At 69.8% G+C, this 21,793-nt stretch carries 22 protein-coding genes and 1 pseudogene; 6 read left to right on the top strand and 17 right to left on the bottom strand.

Features of this window, described 5'->3' with window-relative positions:
• The first annotated feature begins 134 nt into the window (after positions 1–134).
• Entirely contained in the window at positions 135–932 is a 798-nt protein-coding gene (locus OG329_RS14115) for a SigE family RNA polymerase sigma factor (protein WP_405795369.1), read from the top strand.
• A gap of 201 nt (positions 933–1,133) precedes the next feature.
• On the opposite strand, the pseudogene OG329_RS14110 reads toward OG329_RS14115, so the two are convergent.
• A pseudogene (locus OG329_RS14110) lies at positions 1,134–1,888 on the bottom strand (uridine kinase).
• 60 nt (positions 1,889–1,948) lie between these two features.
• Here OG329_RS14110 and OG329_RS14105 point away from each other — a divergent pair.
• Positions 1,949–2,365 carry a hypothetical protein gene (locus OG329_RS14105; RefSeq protein ID WP_405795368.1) on the top strand — a complete coding sequence of 139 codons (417 nt, stop codon included), beginning with the start codon at positions 1,949–1,951 and terminating at the stop codon, positions 2,363–2,365.
• Positions 2,366–2,457: 92 nt separating this feature from the next.
• Here OG329_RS14105 and OG329_RS14100 read toward each other — a convergent pair whose 3' ends face one another.
• From OG329_RS14100 to deoC, 3 genes are read right to left on the bottom strand one after another with little or no spacing between them, the layout of a single operon-like run.
• Positions 2,458–3,360, bottom strand: a complete 903-nt coding sequence (locus OG329_RS14100; protein WP_405795366.1) for an aldehyde dehydrogenase family protein — start codon at positions 3,358–3,360, stop codon at positions 2,458–2,460.
• Positions 3,353–4,783, bottom strand: coding sequence for an aldehyde dehydrogenase family protein (locus tag OG329_RS14095; RefSeq protein WP_405795365.1), 1,431 nt, complete (start codon positions 4,781–4,783; stop codon positions 3,353–3,355). Before OG329_RS14095 ends, OG329_RS14100 begins: the two co-directional genes overlap by 8 nt.
• A 6-nt stretch (positions 4,784–4,789) precedes the next feature.
• A complete protein-coding gene (deoC, locus tag OG329_RS14090) occupies positions 4,790–5,767 on the bottom strand; it encodes a deoxyribose-phosphate aldolase (protein ID WP_405801825.1) in 978 nt (325 codons plus the stop codon).
• 159 nt (positions 5,768–5,926) lie between these two features.
• Between deoC and OG329_RS14085 the strand changes: the two genes are divergently transcribed.
• Positions 5,927–6,562, top strand: a complete 636-nt coding sequence (locus OG329_RS14085; RefSeq protein WP_405795364.1) for a PH domain-containing protein — start codon at positions 5,927–5,929, stop codon at positions 6,560–6,562.
• Between the two features lie 71 nt (positions 6,563–6,633).
• Here the strand turns inward: OG329_RS14085 and OG329_RS14080 are convergent, their stop codons facing one another.
• Complete coding sequence (locus OG329_RS14080) at positions 6,634–7,164, bottom strand: NUDIX domain-containing protein (protein WP_405795362.1); 531 nt, start codon at positions 7,162–7,164, stop codon at positions 6,634–6,636.
• Position 7,165: 1 nt separating this feature from the next.
• Entirely contained in the window at positions 7,166–7,600 is a 435-nt protein-coding gene (locus OG329_RS14075; RefSeq protein ID WP_405795360.1) for an ATP-binding protein, read from the bottom strand.
• Between the two features lie 5 nt (positions 7,601–7,605).
• Between OG329_RS14075 and OG329_RS14070 the strand changes: the two genes are divergently transcribed.
• Positions 7,606–8,289 carry a Scr1 family TA system antitoxin-like transcriptional regulator gene (locus OG329_RS14070; RefSeq protein WP_405795359.1) on the top strand — a complete coding sequence of 228 codons (684 nt, stop codon included), beginning with the start codon at positions 7,606–7,608 and terminating at the stop codon, positions 8,287–8,289.
• On the opposite strand, the gene tgmC is transcribed toward OG329_RS14070, so the two are convergent.
• The 9 genes from tgmC to OG329_RS14025 all read right to left on the bottom strand — a co-directional run bounded on the left by tgmC (position 8,207) and on the right by OG329_RS14025 (position 16,212).
• Positions 8,207–9,400, bottom strand: coding sequence for an ATP-grasp peptide maturase system methyltransferase (tgmC, locus tag OG329_RS14065; RefSeq protein ID WP_405795357.1), 1,194 nt, complete (start codon positions 9,398–9,400; stop codon positions 8,207–8,209). The two genes, OG329_RS14070 and tgmC, sit on opposite strands and share 83 nt — an antisense overlap.
• Complete coding sequence (tgmB, locus tag OG329_RS14060; RefSeq protein WP_405795355.1) at positions 9,397–10,359, bottom strand: ATP-grasp ribosomal peptide maturase; 963 nt, start codon at positions 10,357–10,359, stop codon at positions 9,397–9,399. The genes tgmC and tgmB overlap by 4 nt, the downstream gene beginning before the upstream one ends.
• The gene (tgmA, locus tag OG329_RS14055) at positions 10,359–10,619 is read right to left on the bottom strand and encodes a putative ATP-grasp-modified RiPP (protein WP_405795353.1); all 261 of its coding nucleotides are present in this window, start codon (positions 10,617–10,619) and stop codon (positions 10,359–10,361) included. Before tgmA ends, tgmB begins: the two co-directional genes overlap by 1 nt.
• Before the next feature lie 255 nt (positions 10,620–10,874).
• A complete protein-coding gene (locus OG329_RS14050; protein ID WP_405795352.1) occupies positions 10,875–11,723 on the bottom strand; it encodes a helix-turn-helix domain-containing protein in 849 nt (282 codons plus the stop codon).
• A 6-nt stretch (positions 11,724–11,729) separates the two neighbouring features.
• Positions 11,730–12,248: a DUF6879 family protein gene (locus OG329_RS14045; protein ID WP_405795351.1), complete on the bottom strand. Its 519-nt coding sequence runs from the start codon at positions 12,246–12,248 to the stop codon at positions 11,730–11,732.
• Complete coding sequence (locus OG329_RS14040) at positions 12,229–12,492, bottom strand: hypothetical protein (protein ID WP_405801824.1); 264 nt, start codon at positions 12,490–12,492, stop codon at positions 12,229–12,231. The genes OG329_RS14045 and OG329_RS14040 overlap by 20 nt, the downstream gene beginning before the upstream one ends.
• Before the next feature lie 585 nt (positions 12,493–13,077).
• Complete coding sequence (locus tag OG329_RS14035) at positions 13,078–14,739, bottom strand: phospho-sugar mutase (RefSeq protein WP_405795350.1); 1,662 nt, start codon at positions 14,737–14,739, stop codon at positions 13,078–13,080.
• Between the two features lie 66 nt (positions 14,740–14,805).
• On the bottom strand, positions 14,806–15,636 hold the full coding sequence (locus tag OG329_RS14030) for a purine-nucleoside phosphorylase (protein ID WP_405795349.1): 831 nt from the start codon (positions 15,634–15,636) through the stop codon (positions 14,806–14,808).
• 138 nt (positions 15,637–15,774) lie between these two features.
• A complete protein-coding gene (locus tag OG329_RS14025; protein WP_031229841.1) occupies positions 15,775–16,212 on the bottom strand; it encodes a gamma-glutamylcyclotransferase in 438 nt (145 codons plus the stop codon).
• A gap of 223 nt (positions 16,213–16,435) precedes the next feature.
• Here OG329_RS14025 and OG329_RS14020 point away from each other — a divergent pair, with 223 nt between their 5' ends.
• Positions 16,436–17,875: an NAD(P)H-quinone dehydrogenase gene (locus tag OG329_RS14020; RefSeq protein WP_405795348.1), complete on the top strand. Its 1,440-nt coding sequence runs from the start codon at positions 16,436–16,438 to the stop codon at positions 17,873–17,875.
• A 199-nt stretch (positions 17,876–18,074) separates the two neighbouring features.
• On the top strand, positions 18,075–19,022 hold the full coding sequence (locus OG329_RS14015; RefSeq protein WP_405795347.1) for a DeoR/GlpR family DNA-binding transcription regulator: 948 nt from the start codon (positions 18,075–18,077) through the stop codon (positions 19,020–19,022).
• 25 nt (positions 19,023–19,047) lie between these two features.
• Here the strand turns inward: OG329_RS14015 and OG329_RS14010 are convergent, their stop codons facing one another.
• Both OG329_RS14010 and OG329_RS14005 read right to left on the bottom strand, forming a co-directional pair.
• Positions 19,048–19,638 carry a TetR/AcrR family transcriptional regulator gene (locus OG329_RS14010; RefSeq protein ID WP_405795346.1) on the bottom strand — a complete coding sequence of 197 codons (591 nt, stop codon included), beginning with the start codon at positions 19,636–19,638 and terminating at the stop codon, positions 19,048–19,050.
• A 241-nt stretch (positions 19,639–19,879) separates the two neighbouring features.
• Positions 19,880–21,634 (bottom strand): acetyl/propionyl/methylcrotonyl-CoA carboxylase subunit alpha, encoded by a 1,755-nt coding sequence (locus OG329_RS14005; RefSeq protein WP_405795345.1) that lies wholly within the window; start codon positions 21,632–21,634, stop codon positions 19,880–19,882.
• Positions 21,635–21,793 lie beyond the last annotated feature (159 nt).

Below are 21,793 nucleotides of genomic sequence, written 5' to 3'. Positions count from 1 at the left end.
TCCCGCCAAGATCCAGAACTGATCCGGAACCCCTGTGACAGGCCTGTGACAGTCGGCGGACAGGCCCATGAAACTGGCCCGGCAATCTCTTGGGCAGACGGAAGAAACAGACTCCAACCGGCGGGGGGCGCGAGATGAACGCACTGCACAGCACAACCTCAAGCGCAGTAATCACGCGTCTCCACGACGTCACACGGAGCACCGAGAAGTCCGGCGCCGTGAACGGGCGGGGGTGCGTTCGCGGCGCCGGGCGTCAGCACCGACCGCCGTACATCGCGGTGGTCGACGCGGCGCGCAAGATCACGGCGCCCACGGCGCCCACGGCGGACAACGCCGAGGCACGGGGGAACGAGGGCGCGGCTTACGGAGAGGCCACGGGGGAGCGCACCAAGGCGACGCGGGCCACGGACGCCGAGACGGCGTTCACCGCCTACGTCCAGGAGCGCCGGGCCTCTCTGTACGCCACCGCCTACCATCTGACCGGCGACCGCTTCGAGGCGGAGGACCTGCTCCAGAGCGCGCTGTTCTCCACGTACCGCGCCTGGGACCGGATCAGCGACAAGGCGGCCGTCGGCGGCTATCTCCGCCGCACCATGACCAACCTGCACATCAGCGCGTGGCGCAGGCGCAAGCTCAACGAGTACCCGACGGAGGAGCTGCCGGAGACGGTCGGCGACACCGACGCGATGCGCGGTACGGAGTTGCGCACGGTGCTCTGGCAGGCGCTCTCGCGCCTTCCCGAGACGCAGCGCACGATGCTGGTGCTGCGCTACTACGAGGGCCGCACCGATCCCGAGATCGCGGACATCCTCAACATCAGTGTCGGCACGGTGAAGTCGAGCATCTGGCGGTCGCTGCGCCGGCTGCGCGAGGACGATGTCCTCAGCTTCGGACGTGACGAGGAAGAGTCCTTCGGCGAGCTGGTGGCCTGAAGGCAGCGGGGGAGCAGGACCCGGGGGGGACCGGGGAGGGGCCGCCGTTTCGGGGGAAACGGCGGGAACGGACACGGGGGTTGGGGGCACGGGGGTGCACCGAGCAGGACCGGACAGGCTGGGGGGCCTGTCCGGTCTTCGCGCGTTCCGGGGTCTTCCCGCTTCCCGCTTCCCGCTTTCGGCGCGGCCCGCGCAGGCGCGTCAGCGGCTCAACGGCCGCTGTTCGCCGGGCGGATGGGCATGGATGGACGGGTCGTTCGTCGCCGTACGGGGCCTGGTGCTGCCCGCGGCGGCGTTGGCGATCCGCCCCAGCGCCTCCGCCTTCGCGCACGGATACGCCCCCAGCGCCGTCTGACGGCAGACGATGCCGCGCTCCGCGCGCATCAGCCGCCAGCCGCGCCGCAGCAGGAACGCCACCGACTTGCGGCCCTCACGCAGATCCCGCACCAGCCGGCGGCGGAACGTCGTGGACGGGCGGCCCCGCAGACACAGCGCGTCCGCCAGCACCCCCAGCTCCTCGCAGCGCCCCACGACATCGGCCGCGAAGATGCCCTCGGCGATGAACAGCCGCGTACGCCCGATGTCCAGCTCCTCGGTGTCGACGCGCGAGCTGGTGGCGATCGAGTACACCGGGACGGTCGTACGGCCCGTACGGCACAGCTCCAGGATGGCGGCGACCGCCGCGTCCGCGTCCCAGGACAGCGCGGAGTCCCAGTCGATGTCCGTGCTGCCCGCGACCAGCGGCAGCGTCGGGTCGTCGCCCTCTTTGTAGAAGTCGTCGAGACGGAGGACGGGCAGGCCCGCGCGGGCGGCGAGCGACGACTTGCCGGAGCCGGAGGGGCCCGCGAGCAGGACGACGCGCGCGGAGGCGGTTCGGTGGGGACTCACGGGACACCAGTCTGAGGCATACACCCTCACAGGGGACCCCCGCCTGCGGTGTTGGTATCCAGCGTCACATCTCAACTACTGTGCGTGTCATTCCGCTTACTCGTCTCCCTCGCCCAGGCAGGAATCCCATGGCACGTCATTCAGCTCCCACCGCCCGGCGCCGCGCACTGGTGCGCGCCGGGCTGACGTTCACCGCGGCGGGCGCGGTCATCGGGCTCGGCGGCGCCGCGGCGCAGGCGGCACCGGCCGCGCCCGTGCCCGCGTCGGGTCCCGACAGCGCGCTCGCCGAGTCCAGTGCGGCAGCCGCCGAGGGGCTCACCGGCGCGCTCGGGCACTCGCTGGCCGGGGGTGTGGGGCCGGTGAAGAACCTTCAGCTCAACCCGCTGGCCAAGACGGGAGTCGACCCGCTGGACAACGCGGTCGGCACGCAGGTGGCCGACTTCAAGCCGTTGTCGACGGCGGTGGTCACGGAATCGATCACCGAGGGCGGCGGTCTGAAGGACCTGCCGCTGGTGGGACCGGCGACGGGGCTGCTGCCCGGCTGAGCGCCGTAGCCGCATCCGTATACGTAAAGAGGCCCGGCCGTCACGACGACGGCCGGGCCTCTTTACGTAACGTACTCACGCGGGTACGGGGCTCAGTAACCGGAGCCCGACGCGCCCAGGCTGCCCGTGGGGTGCCAGACGGTCTTCGTCTCCAGGAAGGCCGTCAGACGCCCGGTGCCGGGGTCGGCGGAGAAGTCCACCGGGGACGGGCGCAGCACCCGCTTGAGGTTGTCCGCCGCCGCGATCTCCAGCTCCTTGGCCAGCGTCTCGTCGGCGCCGTACAGATCGATGCCGTTGACGTCCTGGTGCGACGCGAGCGGGGTGGCCAGCTCCGCCGTACCGCCCGAGAGGATGTTGACGACGCCGCCCGGTACGTCGGAGGTGGCCAGCACCTCGCCCAGGGACAGGGCGGGCAGCGGGGATCGCTCGCCGGCGATCACGACCGCCGTGTTGCCGGTGGCGATCACCGGGGCGAGGACCGAGACCAGACCGAGGAAGGACGAGTCCTGCGGCGCGAGGACCGTCACGACGCCGGTGGGCTCCGGCGTGGACAGGTTGAAGAACGGGCCCGCCACCGGGTTGGCGCCGCCCGTCACCTGGCCGATCTTGTCCGTCCAGCCCGCGTACCAGACCCAGCGGTCGACGGTCGCGGCCACCACGGCCGCCGCCTTCGCCTTCGAGATGCCCTCGGAGGCGGCCACCTCGGCGGTGAACTGCTCGCGGCGGCCCTCCAGCATCTCGGCGACGCGGTAGAGCACCTGGCCCCTGTTGTAGGCGGTGGCGCCCGACCAGCCGCCGAACGCCTTGCGGGCGGCGGAGACCGCGTCACGGGCGTCCTTGCGGGAGGACTTGGGCGCGTTGGCGAGCCATCTGCCCTTTGCGTCGGTCACCTCGTACACCCGGCCGCTCTCGGAGCGGGGGAACTTGCCCCCGACGTACAGCTTGTAGGTCTTGAAGACGGACAGCCGCTCGGACTGTCGCTCGGACTCAGACATCGAGATACGCCTCCAGGCCGTGGCGACCGCCCTCGCGGCCGTACCCCGACTCCTTGTAGCCGCCGAAGGGCGAGGTCGGGTCGAACTTGTTGAAGGTGTTGGCCCACACGACGCCCGCGCGGAGCTTGTTCGCGACAGCGAGGATGCGCGAGCCCTTCTCCGTCCAGATGCCGGCGGACAGGCCGTACTGCGTGTTGTTGGCCTTGGCCACCGCCTCGTCCGGGGTGCGGAACGTCAGTACGGAGAGCACCGGGCCGAAGATCTCGTCGCGCGCGACGGTGTGCGCCTGCGTGACATTCGTAAAGAGGGTGGGCGCGAACCAGTAACCGGAGGAGGGCAGTTCGCACTGAGGCGACCAGCGCTCGGCGCCCTCGGCCTCGCCCGCGTCGGCCAGCGTCCTGATCCGGGCCAACTGCTCGGCGGAGTTGATGGCGCCGAGATCCGTGTTCTTGTCCAGCGGGTCGCCGATACGCAGGGTGGACAGCCGGCGCTTGAGCGAGTCAAGCACCTCGTCGTGGACCGACTCCTGGACCAGCAGCCGCGATCCGGCGCAGCAGACCTGGCCCTGGTTGAAGAAGATGCCGGTGACGATGCCCTCGACCGCCTGGTCGACGGGGGCGTCGTCGAAGACGATGTTGGCGCCCTTGCCGCCGAGTTCGAGCGTGACCTTCTTGTCCGTGCCCGCGATCTGCCGGGCGATGGCCTTGCCGACGGCCGTCGAACCGGTGAAGGCGATCTTGTTGACGTCCTCGTGCTCGACCAGCGCGGCGCCCGCGTCGCCGTAGCCGGGAAGGATGTTGACGACACCGCGCGGCAGACCGGCCTGGCGGCAGATGTCCGCGAAGAACAGAGCGCTGAGCGGGGTCGTCTCGGCGGGCTTCAGGACCACCGTGTTGCCCGTGGCGAGCGCCGGGGCGATCTTCCACGCGAGCATCAGCAGCGGGAAGTTCCACGGGATGACCTGGCCGGCGACGCCGAGGGGGCGCGGGTTCGCCCCGTAGCCGGCGTGGTCGAGCTTGTCGGCCCAGCCCGCGTAGTAGAAGAAGTGCGCCGCGACCAGCGGGAGGTCCGCGTCGCGCGTCTCGCGGATCGGCTTGCCGTTGTCGAGGGTTTCCAGGACGGCCAGTTCGCGCGAGCGCTCCTGGATGATCCGGGCGATCCTGAAGAGGTACTTGGCGCGCTCCGCGCCCGGCAGCGCCGACCACTTCGCGAACGCCTTACGGGCCGCCTTCACGGCCCGGTCGACGTCCTCGGCGCCCGCGCGGGCGACCTCGGAGAGCACTTCCTCGGTGGCGGGGGAGACCGTCTTGAAGACCTTGCCGTCCGCGGCGTCGGTGAACTCGCCGTCGATGAACAGGCCGTAGCTCGGCGCGATGTCGACGACCGAGCGAGACTCGGGGGCCGGTGCGTATTCGAAAGCCATGGAGTATCAGTCCACCGTCACGTAGTCAGGGCCGGAGTAGCGGCCGGTGGAGAGCTTCTGGCGCTGCATCAGCAGGTCGTTGAGGAGGCTGGAGGCGCCGAAGCGGAACCAGTGGTTGTCCAGCCAGTCCTCGCCCACGGTCTCGTTGACCAGCACGAGGAACTTGATCGCGTCCTTGCTGGTACGGATGCCGCCGGCGGGCTTCACACCCACCTGGACGCCGGTCTGCGCCCGGAAGTCCCGTACGGCCTGAAGCATCAGCAGCGTGTTGGCCGGGGTGGCGTTGACGGCGACCTTGCCGGTCGACGTCTTGATGAAGTCCGCGCCGGCGACCATGCCGAGCCAGGAGGCGCGGCGGATGTTGTCGTACGTGGACAGCTCGCCGGTCTCGAAGATGACCTTGAGGCGGGCGGTGCCGCACTCGGCCTTCACGGCCACGATCTCCTCGTACACCTTCAGGTAATGACCCGCGAGGAACGCGCCGCGGTCGATCACCATGTCGATCTCGTCGGCACCGGCGGCGACGGCGTCGCGTACGTCGGCGAGCTTCACCGCCAGGGCGGTACGGCCGGCCGGGAAGGCGGTCGCGACGGAGGCGACCTTCACGCCGCTCCCGGCGAGCGAGGAGACGGCGGTGGCCACCATGTCCGGGTAGACGCAGAGCGCGGCCGTCGTCGGGACGGTGCGGTCGGTCGGGTCCGGCCGCAGGGCCTTGGCGGCGAGCGACCGGACCTTGCCCGGGGTGTCGGCGCCTTCGAGGGTCGTCAGGTCGATCATCGAGATGGCCAGGTCGATGGCGTACGCCTTGGCCGTCGTCTTGATCGAGCGCGTACCGAGCGAGGCGGCACGCGCCTCCAGGCCGACGGGATCGACGCCGGGCAGCCCGTGGAGGAACCGGCGCAGCGAGCTGTCGGACGCGGTCACGTCAGCGAGGGGGGCACCGCCCACGGCGGAGCCGGTGGGCGAGGGTGCGGTCGTGGGCATGGTCACCACATGAGCATATCTACGCGCGTAGCAGCATGTACAGGGGGTGCGGTAGCGCGTGACGCGGCCCACGTGGGGTGGTGCGGGTGCCGCTGCCGGGCGGCGGGGCGTACGGGCGGTGTGCCGGGACTGTCGGTGGCGTACGGCAGAATCGAAAGCATGACGAGTCCCGATCAGCCCTCCGAGCCGGCCTACGCAGAGCGCGTCTTCCGGTCGCCCGCCGCCATCGCCGGCGGTGTGCTGCTGCTCGCGCTCGGCGCGTGGATCGGGATCGACGCGCTGGTGCGGGGCCACGGCAGGACGCCGTGGCTCGCGCTCGCGGGTCTGCTGCTGGCCGTGCCGCTGGTGGTGGCCTTCACCCTGCGGCCGGCGGTGTACGCGAACGAGGACCGGCTGCGGATCAGGAACCCGTTCCGCACGATCCTCGTGCCGTGGGGGTCCGTGGCCGATGTGCGGGCCGGGTACTCGAGCGAGGTGTTCACGCAGGACGGGGCGAAGTATCAGTTGTGGGCGGTGCCGGTCTCGCTGCGCAAGCGGAAGCGTGCCGCGCGACGGCAGTCGCAGAAGGCGCACGACGACCCGCACAGCAGGACGACGGTGAACGCGGACGTGACGGACTCGCGCGCGCGGACCGCCAACGCGGATCACACGGTGGCGGGGCTGCGCGAGCAGGCGGAGCGCTGCGCGTCGCGCGACACGGCGCGGGGGGCGCCGCAGGTGCGTTGGGCGTACGAGGTGATGGGACCGGCGCTGGCGGGTCTGGTGGTGCTGGTGATCCTGCTCGCGACGGGGTGACGCGCGGGGCGGTCGTCGGGCCGGCGTCGGTCCGACTTTCATCCCCAGATGAAGGAGTCCGTCGGTGGACGTCAAGTCCGCCGGGTGGTGAAGCGCTCGCCGCAGATGAGGTAGGCGGTGCGCCCGGTGACCCATGCCTCGTGGGCGGAGTGGACGCGGTCGCGTTCCGGTCCGGGGCAGAGGGTGTCCGTATCCCCGGGCGTCGCCCATCGGTACGCGGTCGCTCCGGGTTCGGGCGCTGCGTCCGGCGCGGTGAGTCGGATGGTTTCGATACTGAGGGGGATCTCGCCCCCCTTGAAGACGACGTCGATGCCTTCGGCTTCGGTCACACCTCTGGGTACGTGGTCCACGACGAGGATTTCCTCGGGCGAGGAAGCGGTCGGGAGGCCGGCTTTCTCCACGACCTCACGCACATACGCCTCGTGTAGGAACTCGTCGTCCTGGATGTCGCCGCCCGGCAGTCGCCAGGAGTTTTGACGGCACCCGGGTCCGTCGTATGACGCGAGCAGGACGGTCAGTTGGCCGTTGACGTGCCGGGTGAAGAATCCGGCGACGCCGGTGCGGCGGCGGGGCGGGCCACTTCCGTCGAGTTCGAAGTACACGTCACCACACCTGTGTTGTTGAGCGGGAATGGAGCGGGCCGTCGTCGGGGTTCGCTTCCAGAGCGAAGGCCAGGCCCTTGCCGGTCATCGTTCTGACGACGGACCATCCGGGCGTGAGGAGATCGAGCAACTCCAGCCCCCTGCCGTTCTGATCCCATGTGCTGTGTGGATGGCGGACGGGTCGAGTCTCGCTCCGGTCGTGCAATTCGATCTGGATCGCCCCGTTGAACGGAGCGTGGCAGATCAGATCCAATCCGCCGTCGTCGGCGTGCAGCACGGCGTTCGTGGCGGTCTCGCTGACCAGCAGCTTGACCACGTCGTGGTCGACCCAGGGGAAGGGCGCGTAGGCGCGGGCCGCCATGGCGCGTGCGAGCGATACGGCGATCGCTGTGCGGGGGTAGTGCTGGGCTGCTGGGACGTAGCCACGTTGATCCATGACCCATGCCTTCCGGCGCGCAGGACGAGGACTACACGCTGCGGTTGTGCGAGGGGGGGCAGCAAGTGCCGCCCGATTGGGCCGCAACGTCAGGGAGTGAAGTGTCAGCGAGCGTCAACGTCAACGCGCTTACCCTCCTTCGGGATCTCGGTGACGAGCTGCGGCGCCTTCGGATGGGGACCGGTTTCAAGACTCAGGAGTTGGCTGCGGCGAAGCTCAAGTGCTCGCAGAACAAGGTGAGTTACATCGAGACCGGCAAGCGTTGGCCGGATGATGATCTGCTCAAGAAGATGTTTCGCGTGTACGGGGTTGACGCCCTCAAGCAGGCTGAAATCAAGGCCACCGTTCTTGAAGCTGCGCTGCGCGTAGTAGTCGGCAGCCCCGACGTGATGCGCGAGCAGCTTGGCCACCTGCGGGCTGCTGCCCAACGACCCAACATCACACTTCGGGCGGTGCCCTTATCGGCAGGCGCTGCCGCGACGCTCGGAGCGCCGTTCCAGGTTTACGACTTCCCAGGAACGGACAACCGCAGCATTGCCACGCGGGAGACTTCACGCAGTGAAGGGGAAGCGGACGACCCGGGCCGGTCAGGGGGGCCGTACGCGGTCAGACGCTCAGTGGCTGGTGCTGGTGATTCCAGCGGAGAGCCGGTTTCTCACCGATCCAGTAGGCGTGTGCCTCGGGGCTGACCTCCAGGTGGACAGTGCTGATGTCCGGTTCGCCTGCGTCCTGCCAGGCGGTCAGCGCGCTTTCGATGGCGTCCCAGATGGCCACTGGCCCGCCCTGCCGTACGGTCCACTCGTCTCCATCTGCGGTCAGCGCGGCGAACGCTTCGCGGCCGGTGTCGAACAGGTACACCGTCTCTCGGCTGTCGCTGACGGCACGCACGAGCTGGGCCCCCGGTGCGGCGAGCTGGGCCAGGAACGCTGGCATCCAGTCGTTCAGCACGTCGGGGGAGAGGCTGGTCTTCCGCTCGATGTCGGCGTAGGCCGCGCGGGCGGAGAGGTCTCCGGAGAATGGGACGGCTGCCTCCGCTCGGGCGGGCATGAACGAGGTTCGGCCGATGATCCGGCCCTCTGCGGTGCCGTCGTCCTTAACGGCGAGTTTCGCCAGGCCGGTGCCGTAGGACCAGGCGCTGGGGCCCACCGTGGCGAGGATGATCCCGCCGGGCTTGGTCTGCCTGACCCAGGCGTACGGGATGCGGCGGACCGCACAGGTGGCGATGGTCCGGTCATACGGTGCGCGGCGGGGGTGTCCGAGGAGGCCGTCACCTGTGACGGTCCATGTCGAGCACCCCGCCGCCTCCAGGGATAGGTCCGCCCTCTCCGATACGGCGGGGTCCACTTCCACGCTGGTGACGTTGTCCTCTCCCAGGCGGTGGCACAAGAGGCCGGTTGAATAGCCGGAGCCGGTGCCGATTTCCAGGACGCTCATGTCCTTGTCCACGTCCAGGGATTCGAGCATCCCCACGACAGTGGAGGGCATGGTGGAGGACGAGGTGGGGAAGCCGGTTACCGGGCCGTTGGTGGGGTCGGCCGTGATGCGGCCATCGATCTGGGTCACCCAGGTTTCGTTCCTGTAGATGAGGGACAGCCACTCGTCCTCGTCGGCATCCCGGCTGACGGGCGTGTACCGGGTGATGCCGTCTGGGCCACTCCCGTCCTTGAAGAACGACGGGAGGAACAGCTCCCGCGGCACGTCTTCGACGGCCTTCCGCCATGCGGGGGTTTCCAGGATGCCGCCCTCTTCGAGGTGGTCAGCCAGAGCACGGCGGAGGCGTGCAGGGTCGAGAGAGGTCACTGTGTGGCTCCTTGCTCCAGGAGGTCAGCGAACGCGGATGCGATTGGTAGCCCGGTTTCGTCTTCGAGCCAACCCCATTGGCCGTTCGGGTTCAGCTCCAGCCAGTGGAGGTCACCGTCACGGGTGATGCACAGGTCAAAGCTGCCGGAGGCAAGGCCGAAGTGTTCCAGGTGGGCAGTCAGGGCCTTTTCCACTCCGGTGGGGAGGGTCATGGGCTTGTACGTGAGGGCGCTGTAATCCGCGCGCCAGTCCAACAAGTCGGAGTCGATGCGGATTGCGAACACTCTTGGCCCGACGACGACCACCCGCACGTCTGCGACCTTGTTGACCCGCGCTTGGAACAGGTGCGGGACCACGGTCACGTTCTCGTCCACTTCGCTGGTGGTGACCGGCTCGGTCCACGTGGTCAGCCCCACCCCGTCGCTGCGCCGGTAAGGGGTCCAGCGCAGTGCCTTGTAGACGAGCTGGCCGTGTTCGGTGATGAACGCACGGATGGCGTCCAGGTCGTTGGAGATCAGGGTGGGCGGAACAGTGAGACCGAGATGTTCGGCTACGGCCAGTTGCAGGGGTTTGTGTTCGGCCCCGTAGTTGTGGAGCGGGTGGTTCACGTAGCGGCAGTTCGGCAGGGCGTACAGGGTGCCGCCGAGGCCGTGACGGACCTGCGCCGCCGCGAACCGGGCGTCCGAGTCGCCCAGGTTGTCAAAGTGGGGCCAGGTGGGACGGCGCCAGTACACGGACCGAACCCCCTCCAGGGTGGTGGTTCTGGAGGGGGTGCGGAGGTGGCCGGCTGGTGAGGCCGGACAGGCGCCGAACCGGGCCGACAGTAAGAGCCGGTCACCGACATCGGAAAGGTCGAACCGTACGACCGGAACACCGCGCTTGTTCAATTCGGTGATCACCATGTCGGCGGTTACGTCGTCCACTTCGGTGACGACCGCGACCGGTCCAGCGTCACTCATCAGTCCTGCTCGCTGTCCTGGTCGTGGTCGGTGTCGTTGCGGCTGTCCTGGTTGGTGGACTGCGGGCTTGTCTCGGTTCCCTTGCTGGTGCCGTGCTTGCCCATCTCCACGACGCCACCGCGCGCGTCACGGAATACCCCGGTCTGGGTGGTGGGGTCGATTTCGGCGGTGGCGTACGCGGGCTGGTGGACGCTCGGGTAGGGGCGCATCCGACCGATTCCCCAGGGGATGCGCTTGTGGTCCGTCGCAGTGGATTGCATGGGATTCTCTCTTTTCCCTACGGTGGTCATGTCGCCGCACCCGCGCGCACGGTCCCGGACGTTCGCCAGCTCGGTGCAACCGGCCCAGCCCGGTACCGGCTGAGGTTCCGTCTCTTCATCAGCGGCAGTTTCACCGGCTCGCTCGGGTAGGTCTTTGGCTTGCTCATGCCGCCCCCTTCGCGTCGTCCGTGTGGTGACAACGCTAAGAGCGGCGGAGCCTCAATTCCCAGCCGATTGCACGTGATTGCAGAGCGATCACCCGAGTGAGTCCATCGCCGAGGTGATCAGCGCGCGTGCTCTTGCCCCGTAGACCGCCATGTCAGCGAGCATGGTGAACGTGTCGGCGTACGTCCCTACTTCGCTGGGCTGTGTGAGCGTGAGATAGCCCGACACAAGTTCGACGTTGACCTGTGCCCTGTCGTAGATCCAGAAGCCCTCTACCGGCATCCGTGATCGGCCGAGACGGGTGGGCACCACGCCCAAGCTGACGTTGGGTAGCGAGCCGACTGTGAGCAAGTGCTCAAGCTGCTCAAGCTGTGTGCCCGGCTCACCAAGTCCGTTCCGTAGGACCGACTCCTCAACCAGGAACGCGAAGCGTCGATGCCCCTCGTCGAGCACGCGCTGACGTTCCATGCGGACGGCAACAGCGTCCGCCACGTCATCGACGGTGACCCGCCGTCGCCGCACGGCACGCAACACGTCTTCCGTGTAGCCGCTCGTCTGGATCAGCCCGGGGATGAGCCATGAGGAGTACGACCGGAACTGCCGAGTGCGTTCGAAGAGCGGGAGGACAGTTTCCTGTGCGCGACGCAGCCCGGTGCGCTCCATCCGCCGCCACTCGATCCACATGCCTTCGACAGCCCGGAGAGAGGCGATCAGGTCGTCTGTCTGGTCCTCCGCCCCACAGGCACGGCACCATGCGCGGATGTCGTCGGCGGACGGTGCGGTCTTGGCTGCCGCGATCCGGGACACCTTGGACGGGTGCCAGCCGCACGCCGCAGCGAGGGTCTTGCCGTCAAGACCGGCGTCCCCGCACATCTCCCGTAGGCGGTCGGCAAGGACTTGCCGGGCTTGCTGGACACTCGATGATCCTGAAACGGGCATGACGTGTCAGACCGGCTTGTACTCCTCGTGCGGCGTGGCTCGTTTCCACACCGCTTCAAAGGCCGAGCTGACCAGCTCCAGAACGGCGGGCTCCGTGCGCCATTCCCGGTCCACAACTTCGCCGTCCCCAGAGAAGTAGGTGAACAGCACCGACGAGCTGTCGAACATCCAAAGGTCGGTGCCCGGGAGCGCGATATCAGCCGCCTTGCGGCGCGGCAGCCAACGCACCAGTTCCCCCGCCGCCACGTTGGCGAACGTCAGGTCATGCTCATACCGGATGTACTCCGTGACCGGTTCCGAGACGATCCGAGCCCGGCGCATCACGACTCCGCGCGGCGTCATCTCGCCCACCAGGTCCCGCCAGGACCCCCACCACTCGGGCAGCTTCGCAGGATCGTTGTCGTATCGGTGACCATCCCGCCAACGGGCGAACTCGGGGTCATCCGGGGTGTAGCTGTCGCGCATCTCCAGATGCACGGCGGAGCGCTGCGCCTTTGCCAGTCCCTCACGTACGGGGTACTTCACCGTTGCCGCCTTCCGGTTGCGGGATGTACTTCAGCATGACTGCCGGAAGCCGGATGATCGTCTCGTGATCCGGAACGTCCGTGGAGTGACCAGGAATCGAGCCGATCTCCTGGCACGCCTTCACGTCTTCTTCCGTGGCCTTGTAGGACTGGATCAACAGGTCTCCCGTGTCCTCGTCCAACCAGATGGTCGGCGAGTCGTCCACGGGCGTGTTCGGGATGATCCCAAGGAAACGTAGCTTCATGACTTCTCCCTCTGTCGATCCGATTGCGCTCGATTGCACGACCATCACCCTGCCGGAGCACAGCGTCAAGACCGCCTGGTTGTAGGGAATTTGCCGGGATCCGTCACGCTGCGTCTCTCGCATTCTGAGCGCAGAGTGATCACGGCCAGGTATGGGAAAAGCCCTCCGCGCCGCCAGTGAGGCAGGGCACGGGGCCGTCGCTTTTGGGGCCACGAAACGGGGCTCAGAGGCTCTTACGCGCGGGACGCTGGGGGCTGGATCGAAGCATCTGGGCAGGTCAAAGGGGTGCGGGGGGGGGGTCCGGCTGCTCTGAGGGACCCTGGAACCCGTACAAACAGCGACCCGCTCGGTCAACAGGAGATCATCCACACCGCTGATCTGGACTGTCCGGCCACGCCGGCCGTCGCGCGGTTCGCCAGGGACGGGATTCCGGCCGGCGTGGGAGAAGCCGTACACGCCGTACGAAATCTCCCGCCATGGGGGACCGACGGCCTGATCGCCACGGTTGCTCCGAAGGAGTACGAGGGCCTCGACGTGCCGCTTCTCGACCTCAATCGCTGACTTGGGGCCGGGCCCTACGTGTGTTCAGATGCCCGCCGCCTCCGCCAGGTCCCGCTTCAGGGACGTCAGCAGCTCCGCTCCCCGGGACCGGGCCGACGGGAGGTCGGTGGCGTCCGCGACCGGGATTACCGCCTCCAGGTAGCACTTGAGCTTCGGTTCCGTGCCGCTCGGGCGGACGATCACCCGGGCGCGGTACGCGCCGGCCAGGTGGTAGCGCAGGCCGTCTGTCGGCGGGAGGCCCGACGCGCCGGACGACAGGTCCTCGGCCGACGTGACCGTCAGACCCGCGAGGGCCGTCGGCGGGTGGTCGCGCAGGCGGTCCATCGCCCGCGTGATCAGCGACAGGTCCTTCACGCGCGCCGAGAGCTGGTCCGTCGCGTGCAGGCCGTGCGCGAGCGCCAGGTCGTCCAGCAGGTCCGTCAGGCCCCGGCCCCGCTCCTTCAGCTCCGACGCCAGCTCCGCCACGAGCAGCGCCGCCGTGATGCCGTCCTTGTCGCGTACGCCGTCGGGGTCCACGCAGTAGCCGAGGGCTTCCTCGTAGCCGTACCGCAGGCCCTCGACGCGGGCGATCCACTTGAAGCCGGTCAGCGTCTCCTCGTAACCGACCCCCGCCGCCTCCGCGATCCGCCCGAGCAGTGACGACGACACGATCGACTCCGCGAACACGCCCGTCGCGCCCTTGTTCACCAGGTGCGCCGCCAGCAGCGCGCCCACCTCGTCGCCGCGCAGCATCCGCCAGCCGCTCTCGGCGTCCGCGTCCGGGACGGCCACCGCGCAGCGGTCGGCGTCCGGGTCGTTGGCGATGACGATGTCGGGGGCGGCGCGCCGGGCCGTCGCGAAGGCCAGGTCCATCGCGCCCGGCTCCTCCGGGTTGGGGAAGGCGACGGTGGGGAAGTCCGGGTCGGGGTCGGCCTGTTCGGCCACCGGTACGGGCGCCGGGAACCCGGCCCGCGCGAACGCGGCGTTCAGCATCTCCGTACCGACCCCGTGCAGCGCCGTGTGGACCACGCGTGCCGTACGGGGCGATCCGGCGCTCAGAACGGCGTCCGTGCGCTCCAGATACGCGTTCAGCACCTCGTCCCCGAGGATGTCCCAGCCGTCCTCGGGGCGCGGCACCGCATCGAGCGGGCCCACCGCGTCGATCTCGGCCGCGATCTCGCCGTCCATGGGAGGCACGATCTGGGAGCCGTCGCCGAGGTAGACCTTGTAGCCGTTGTCCCGGGGCGGGTTGTGACTGGCGGTGACCTCCACCCCGGCCACGGCGCCCAGATGCCGTATGGCGAACGCCAGCAGGGGCGTCGGCAGCGGACGCGGCAGTACGGCGGCGCGCAGCCCCGCCCCGGTCATCACCGCGGCGGTGTCGCGCGCGAAGTCGGCCGATTTGTGGCGGGCGTCGTAGCCGACGACGACGAGGCCGCCCCCCTGGCCCGTGGCCTTGAGGTACGCCGCGAGCCCGGCGGCGGCGCGGATGACCACCGACCGGTTCATCCGCATCGGCCCGGCGCCCAGCTCGCCCCGGAGCCCGGCCGTGCCGAACTGGAGCGTGCCGTCGAACCGTTCGGCGAGCGCGACCGGATCGCCGGAGTCAAGGAGCGCCCGCAGTTCGTCGCGGGTGTCGCTGTCCGGGTCCTCGGCCAGCCACGCCTCGGCCCGCGCGATGAGGTCCTGCTCCTGCTCCTGCTGCACTGTGCGTTTCCCTTCCCGGGGCCGTTCGGAGGTCAATACGGCGAGTACGGCGAGTACGGCGAGCGCTCAGATGCGCTCGAGCACCCGCGCCAGCAGGGCGCCCATCTGGGTGGCCGAATCCCGGCCCGCCTGGAGGACTTCCTCGTGGTTCAGCGGCTCGCCCGACAGGCCCGCCGCCAGGTTCGTCACCAGCGAGATGCCCAGCACCTCGGCGCCCGCCTCGCGCGCCGCGATGGCCTCCAGCACGGTGGACATGCCGACGAGGTCGCCGCCCATCACCCGGACCATGTTGATCTCGGCGGGCGTCTCGTAGTGCGGGCCGGGGAACTGGACGTACACGCCCTCTTCGAGGGCCGGGTCCACCTCCTTGCACAGCGCGCGCAGCCGAGGCGAGTACAGGTCCGTGAGGTCCACGAAGTTCGCGCCGACGATCGGCGAGGCGGCCGTCAGATTGATGTGGTCGCTGATCAGCACGGGCTGCCCCGGGCGCATGCCCTCGCGCAGCCCGCCGCAGCCGTTCGTCAGGACGACGGTCTTGCACCCGGCGGCGACCGCCGTACGGACGCCGTGCGCGACTGCCGCGACGCCGCGGCCTTCGTAGTAGTGCGTACGGCCCAGGAAGACCAGCGCGCGCTTGTCGGCGATCGCGTAGGAGCGGATCGTCCCGCCGTGGCCGGCGACGACCGGCGGGGGGAAGCCCGGCAGCTCGGTCACCGGGAATTCGGCCTCGGGTGCTCCCAGCGCGGCGACGGCGGGTGCCCAGCCGGAGCCCATCACCAGGGCGACGTCATGGGTCTCGGCGCCGGTGAGTTCGCGCAGGCGCACCGCGGCGGCGGAGGCGGCGGCGTGGGGGTCGGCGGATCCGTCGGCCGTGGCCGGGATAACAGATGCGTTCACGCGGAAGAGGGTAACCGCTCCGGCCCTACGCGCGTAGATGATCGAGCGTACGGTCTTCGGATCGTTGTGTTGTCGTTTCCGACGAACGCGCGGGTCAGCCGCCTGTGACGGGCTTCTCCATACGGAGACCGTGCCCGTTCAGCACGCGCGCTTTCGCAGTTCCATCACATAGTCGTGCGGCGCACCGGCCGATTCCGCCGCCTCCGCCAACTCACCGAGATAGCGCGCGGAGGGCAGCCCGCCCTCGTACCCGTTCAGGACGTACAGCCAGGCCGGCTCCTTGCCGTCCAGCGTGTCCACGCGCACCCGCATCCGCCGGTATATGTCGAGACCGACGCCCTCCCAGCGGTCCATCGAGTCCTCGTCCATCGGCGCGATGTCGTAGAGCGCCACGAACACCTGTGAGCGCGGTGCCTCCACGAGGGTGACCAGCGCACCCTCCCAGCCCATCTGCTCCCCACCGAAGGTGAGCCGCCAGCCGTTGAGCCAGCCGGTGCCGCGCAGCGGGGAGTGCGGGGCGCGGCGGGACATCAGCCGCGCGTCGAGGTTGCCGGCGTACGCGGCGTAGAGCGACATGGGGACGAGGGTACGGGAGGGACGCGCGTGCCCGGCGAATCCCGTGCGCGCGGTGCGAGGGCCGGTCCCCGGAGCCCCGGCCGGGCCGCCCGGAGGGACCCGGGGCGAAGCCGCTTGATGAGTGCGGGACAATGGCGTACGTACTGCATCCTCCGGGGGCTCCCCGGACTCCCGGCCGGGACGGCAGACGGGTCGGGTCGACATACGCGAGGCGGACTTTTTCGTGACCCGGATCGTGATCATCGGCGGCGGACCCGGCGGATACGAGGCGGCCCTGGTGGCCGCACAGCTCGGCGCCGAGGTGAGCGTCGTGGACTGCGACGGCCTCGGCGGGGCCTCGGTACTCACCGACTGCGTGCCGTCCAAGACCCTCATCGCGACGGCCGAGGTGATGACCACCTTCGACTCCTCCTACGAGGAGCTGGGCATCATCGTCGCCGACGACACCCCACCCCTCGAACAGGCCGCCCGCGTCGTCGGTGTGGACCTCGGCAAGGTCAACCGGCGCGTGAAGCGCCTCGCGCTCGCCCAGTCCCACGACATCACCGCGTCCGTCACCCGGGCCGGTGCCCGCGTGCTGCGCGGCCGGGGCCGGCTCGACGGCAGGCAGGCGACCGACGGCTCCCGCCAGGTGATCGTGACCTCGGCCGACGGCTCCGAGGAGTCGCTGACCGCCGACGCCGTGCTGATCGCGACGGGCGCGCACCCGCGCGAGATCCCCGACGCGCTCCCGGACGGCGAGCGCATCCTGACCTGGACGCAGGTGTACGACCTCGATGAGCTGCCCGAAGAGCTGATCGTGGTCGGATCCGGTGTCACCGGCGCCGAGTTCGCCGGCGCCTACCAGGCGCTCGGCTCCCGCGTCACGCTCGTCTCGTCGCGCGACCGGGTGCTGCCCGGCGAGGACCCCGACGCCGCCGCCGTACTGGAAGACGTCTTCCGGCGGCGCGGCATGAACGTGATGTCGCGCTCCCGCGCCTCGTCCGCCAAGCGCGTCGGCGACCGCGTCGAGGTGACCCTCGCGGACGGCCGGGTCATCTCCGGCACGCACTGTCTGATGGCGGTCGGCGCGATCCCCAACGCCGAGGGCATGGGCCTGGAGGAGGCCGGGGTCCGGGTCAAGGACTCGGGCCACATCTGGACCGACCGGGTGTCGCGTACGTCCGCGCCCGGCGTCTACGCGGCGGGCGACGTGACCGGCGTCTTCGCGCTCGCCTCGGTGGCCGCGATGCAGGGCCGTATCGCGATGTACCACTTCCTCGGCGACGCGGTGGCCCCGCTCAACCTCAAGACCGTCTCGTCCAACGTCTTCACCGACCCGGAGATCGCGACCGTCGGCTACAGCCAGTCGGACATCGACAGCGGCAGGATCGACGCGCGGGTCGTCAAGCTGCCGCTGCTGCGCAATCCGCGCGCCAAGATGCAGGGCATCAGGGACGGATTCGTCAAGATCCTGTGCCGGCCGGGCACCGGGATCGTCGTCGGCGGGGTGGTCGTGGCGCCGCGCGCCAGCGAACTGATTCACCCGATCTCGATCGCGGTCGACAACAATATGACCGTCGAACAGATCGCAAACGCCTTCACCGTGTACCCCTCTCTGTCGGGCTCGATCGCCGAGGTGGCACGGCAGTTGCACAGCCGTAAGAGCGAGGACGAGGGCTGAGCCGGGTCATGACCCAGGTCGTGGGTGTATGACCCAGGTCATGGGCGTGCGCGGGCCACGGGCCCGCGCTCCTATACCACTTGGCGCCGCCCCGTACGTACACCTTCCGCATTTCGGCGTGAAGCGCTGAAAGCCGACGGCCGTTGGGGTTACTGTCAGTTTCGTGTTCGCTGCAGAACGTCGCCAGTTAATCCTTGAAATGGTGCGCGCCAACGGAGCCGTGTCGCTCCGTGAGCTCGCCCGCGTCGTCCAGACCTCCGAAGTGACCGTACGGCGGGACGTGCGGGCGCTGGAGGCCGAAGGACTCCTCGACCGCCGGCACGGCGGTGCGGTACTGCCGGGCGGATTCACGCGAGAATCCGGCTTTCCGCAAAAATCCCATCTCGCCACGGCGGAGAAGACGGCCATCGCCGATCTCGCCGCGAGCCTCGTCGAAGAAGGCGAAGCCGTGGTGGTCGGCGCCGGTACGACCACGCAGGAGCTGGCCCGCCGGCTCGCGCGGATCCCCGGACTGACCGTCGTCACCAACTCCCTGCTGGTCGCACAGGCGTTGGCCCATGCCAACCGGGTCGAGGTCGTCATGACCGGCGGCACCCTGCGCGGTTCCAACTACGCGCTGGTCGGCAGCGGTGCCGAGCAGTCGCTCCAGGGGCTACGGGTCTCCCGCGCGTTCCTGTCCGGGAGCGGGCTCACCGCCGAGCGCGGCCTGTCCACCTCCAACATGCTCTCGGCCAGCGTCGACCGCGCGCTGGTGCAGGCGGCGGCGGAGGTCGTGGTGCTCGCCGACCACACCAAGCTGGGCACCGACACCATGTTCCAGACGGTGCCCACGGACGTCATCACCCGGCTGGTCACCGACGACCCGCCCGCGCACGACGACCGCGCGGGGACCGAACTCCAGGCCCTCGCCGACCAGGGCGTACAGATCACGGTGGCGGGCGGGGCGGCGGGAGCGGGAAACGGCGGTGACGCGGTCCCGCCGGGGAGCCGGCCCCGACGGGACACCGCACTGCCGGGCCAGCGCCGTACCCACGCGGGCGCCGGACCGGGACCGCAGTCGCTGCGCAGCGCGTCCGCGTCGTCGGCCGGGTCGCTCGCCGAGCAGCCGGGGGAGCGCGCCCGGGTCGCGGACCTGCGCCGCCGCTGAGGGGCCGGGCCGCTGAGGACAGGCCCTACTGGGGCGCTTTCAGACCGGTCAGCGTCAACGTCAGAAGCCGGTCGGCCAACTCCGGGTCGTCCGGCGTCTGTTCGGCGGCGAGCGCGATGGCGTTCGTGAGCTGCATCAGATCGTCGATGGACGTGTCCGCCCGTACGGAGCCGCTCACCTGCGCCCGTACGAGCAGCAGTTCGCCCGCCGACCGGAGCCCCGCGCTGCACTGCGTCAGGGCCGAACTCGCGTCGTGCGAGGCCGACATGAGCGCGCGGGCGAGGCCGCGGTACTCGCCCGCGTGAGCGATGAGCGCGCGCAGCCAGGCCACCAGCGCCCGGCAGGGCTGCTCGGAGTCGGCGAGTTCGCGCGAGCGGTCCAGCAGATCGGCGAGCGAGTCCTGGAAGACCGCGTTCATCAGGGCCTGCCGGGTGGGGAAGTGCCGGTACAGCGTGCCGATGCCGACCCCGGCGCGGCGCGCGACATCCTCCAGCGAGGCGTCGGTGCCGTGCTCGCCGAACGCGGTACGGGCTTCGCCGAGCACCCGCTCGTAGTTCCGCCGCGCGTCGGCGCGCATGCCCCGACTCGGCGTACGGGCACCGCTGCTGCTCGCCATCACGGTCCTTCCTGTCGCTACGGGCCAGGTGGCGGGGCCATGGCACGGCCCCTGCCCGCTGCTCCAGGATGCCACCGGGCGCGGGGCCGTGGATCGGACCGCCGGTCCTGGTCCCCGGCCGAACCCGCCACCGGCGGACGGCGAAGGCCCCGCCGGGTGTGGTGCCCGGCGGGGCCTTCGCCGTACGACTGTCGTCAGCCGGTCAGCCGGTCAGCCGGTCAGCCGGTCAGCCGGTCGGTCCTCAGTCCTTGATCTCGCAGATCGTGGCGCCCGAGGTCAGTGACGCGCCGATCTCGGCGGTCAGGCCCTTGATCGTGCCCGAGCGGTGGGCGTTGAGGGGCTGTTCCATCTTCATCGCTTCCAGGACGACCACGAGGTCGCCCTCGCTGACCTGCTGGCCCTCCTCGACCGCCACCTTCACGATCGTGCCCTGCATCGGCGAGGCCAGGGTGTCACCGGTCGCCGCCGAGCCGGTCTTCTTCGCGGCGCGGCGCTTGGGACGGGCGCCGGCGGCCAGGCCCGTGCGGGCCAGGCTCATCCCGAGGCTGGAGGGCAGCGAGACCTCCAGGCGCTTGCCGCCGACCTCGACCACGACGGTCTCGCGGCCGGCCTCGTCGTCGGTGTCCGCGTCGGCGGGGGTGGTGAAGGCCGGGATGGTGTTGACGAACTCGGTCTCGATCCAGCGCGTGTGGATCGTGAACGGGTCGGCGGTGAACGCCGGGTCGACCACGACGGCGCGGTGGAACGGGATCGCGGTCGCCATGCCCTCGACCTGGAACTCGTCCAGCGCACGCGCGGCGCGCTGGAGCGCCTGCTCGCGGGTGGCGCCCGTGATGATCAGCTTGGCGAGGAGGGAGTCCCAGGCGGGGCCGATGACCGAGCCCGTCTCCACGCCCGCGTCCAGCCGTACGCCGGGGCCGGTCGGGGGCCGGAAGAGGGTGACGGTGCCGGGGGCGGGCAGGAAGCCGCGGCCGGGGTCCTCACCGTTGATACGGAACTCGATCGAGTGACCGCGCACCGGCGGGTCGTCGTAACCCAGCTCCTCGCCGTCGGCGATGCGGAACATTTCCCGTACGAGGTCGATACCGGTGACTTCCTCGGTGACCGGGTGTTCCACCTGGAGGCGGGTGTTGACCTCCAGGAAGGAGATCGTGCCGTCCGTCCCGACCAGGAACTCGACCGTGCCGGCGCCGACATAGCCGGCTTCCTTGAGGATCGCCTTCGAGGCCGCGTACAGCTTCTCGTTCTGCGCCGGGGACAGGAACGGCGCCGGGGCCTCCTCCACCAGCTTCTGGTGGCGGCGCTGGAGGGAGCAGTCACGGGTGGAGACGACGACCACATTGCCGTGGGTGTCGGCCAGGCACTGTGTCTCCACATGGCGCGGCTTGTCGAGATAGCGCTCGACGAAGCACTCGCCGCGGCCGAACGCCGCGACCGCCTCGCGCACGGCGGAGTCGTACAGCTCGGGGACCTCCTCCAGCGTGCGCGCGACCTTCAGACCGCGCCCGCCGCCACCGAAGGCGGCCTTGATCGCGATCGGCAGGCCGTGCTCGCGCGCGAACGCGACCACTTCGTCCGCGCCGGAGACCGGGTCGGGGGTGCCCGCGACCAGCGGGGCGCCGGCGCGCTGGGCGATGTGCCGCGCGGCGACCTTGTCACCCAGATCGCGGATCGCCTGCGGCGGCGGCCCGATCCAGGTCAGCCCCGCGTCCAGCACCGCCTGCGCGAACTCCGCGTTCTCCGACAGGAATCCGTAGCCGGGGTGGATCGCGTCGGCGCCGGAGTCCTTGGCCGCCTGGAGGACCTTGCCCATGTCGAGATAGCTGGCGGCGGGAGTGTCACCACCCAGCGCGAACGCCTCGTCGGCCGCCCGCACATGTGACGCGTCGCGGTCCGGATCGGCGTACACAGCCACCGAGCCGATCCCGGCGTCCCGGCACGCACGAGCAACACGGACAGCGATTTCGCCACGATTGGCGATGAGCACCTTGCGCACGATGGCTCCCTCCTGGAAACAAGCTGAGTTTAGGGACTGCCGACACGACCGATCGACCCGTCCCCAATGGTGAGCTTGCCCACACGGAGTGTGATTCGAGGCCCGCTCAAGTCGCGAAATCCCTTGTGACGTCAGGGTACGCCGGGACTCATAGCCGCA

Source organism: Streptomyces sp. NBC_01506 (assembly GCF_045040295.1).
GTDB lineage: Bacteria > Actinomycetota > Actinomycetes > Streptomycetales > Streptomycetaceae > Streptomyces.
This window is presented reverse-complemented; position numbering and strand designations above follow the sequence as displayed.

Excerpts from the sequence above, each read along its gene's own strand:
- OG329_RS14075 (WP_405795360.1), bottom strand. The coding sequence starts at position 7,600 with ATGGATCAACGTGGCTACGTCCCAGCAGCCCAGCACTACCCCCGCACA.
- tgmB (WP_405795355.1), bottom strand. The coding sequence starts at position 10,359 with ATGAGTGACGCTGGACCGGTCGCGGTCGTCACCGAAGTGGACGACGTA.
- deoC (WP_405801825.1), bottom strand. The coding sequence starts at position 5,767 with ATGCCCACGACCGCACCCTCGCCCACCGGCTCCGCCGTGGGCGGTGCC.
- OG329_RS14015 (WP_405795347.1), top strand. The coding sequence starts at position 18,075 with ATGGTGCGCGCCAACGGAGCCGTGTCGCTCCGTGAGCTCGCCCGCGTC.
- OG329_RS14070 (WP_405795359.1), top strand. The coding sequence starts at position 7,606 with ATGCCTTCCGGCGCGCAGGACGAGGACTACACGCTGCGGTTGTGCGAG.
- OG329_RS14085 (WP_405795364.1), top strand. The coding sequence starts at position 5,927 with ATGACGAGTCCCGATCAGCCCTCCGAGCCGGCCTACGCAGAGCGCGTC.
- OG329_RS14105 (WP_405795368.1), top strand. The coding sequence starts at position 1,949 with ATGGCACGTCATTCAGCTCCCACCGCCCGGCGCCGCGCACTGGTGCGC.
- OG329_RS14100 (WP_405795366.1), bottom strand. The coding sequence starts at position 3,360 with ATGTCTGAGTCCGAGCGACAGTCCGAGCGGCTGTCCGTCTTCAAGACC.
- OG329_RS14115 (WP_405795369.1), top strand. The coding sequence starts at position 135 with ATGAACGCACTGCACAGCACAACCTCAAGCGCAGTAATCACGCGTCTC.
- OG329_RS14025 (WP_031229841.1), bottom strand. The coding sequence starts at position 16,212 with ATGTCGCTCTACGCCGCGTACGCCGGCAACCTCGACGCGCGGCTGATG.
- OG329_RS14050 (WP_405795352.1), bottom strand. The coding sequence starts at position 11,723 with ATGCCCGTTTCAGGATCATCGAGTGTCCAGCAAGCCCGGCAAGTCCTT.
- OG329_RS14010 (WP_405795346.1), bottom strand. The coding sequence starts at position 19,638 with ATGGCGAGCAGCAGCGGTGCCCGTACGCCGAGTCGGGGCATGCGCGCC.
- OG329_RS14095 (WP_405795365.1), bottom strand. The coding sequence starts at position 4,783 with ATGGCTTTCGAATACGCACCGGCCCCCGAGTCTCGCTCGGTCGTCGAC.
- OG329_RS14040 (WP_405801824.1), bottom strand. The coding sequence starts at position 12,492 with ATGAAGCTACGTTTCCTTGGGATCATCCCGAACACGCCCGTGGACGAC.
- tgmA (WP_405795353.1), bottom strand. The coding sequence starts at position 10,619 with ATGCAATCCACTGCGACGGACCACAAGCGCATCCCCTGGGGAATCGGT.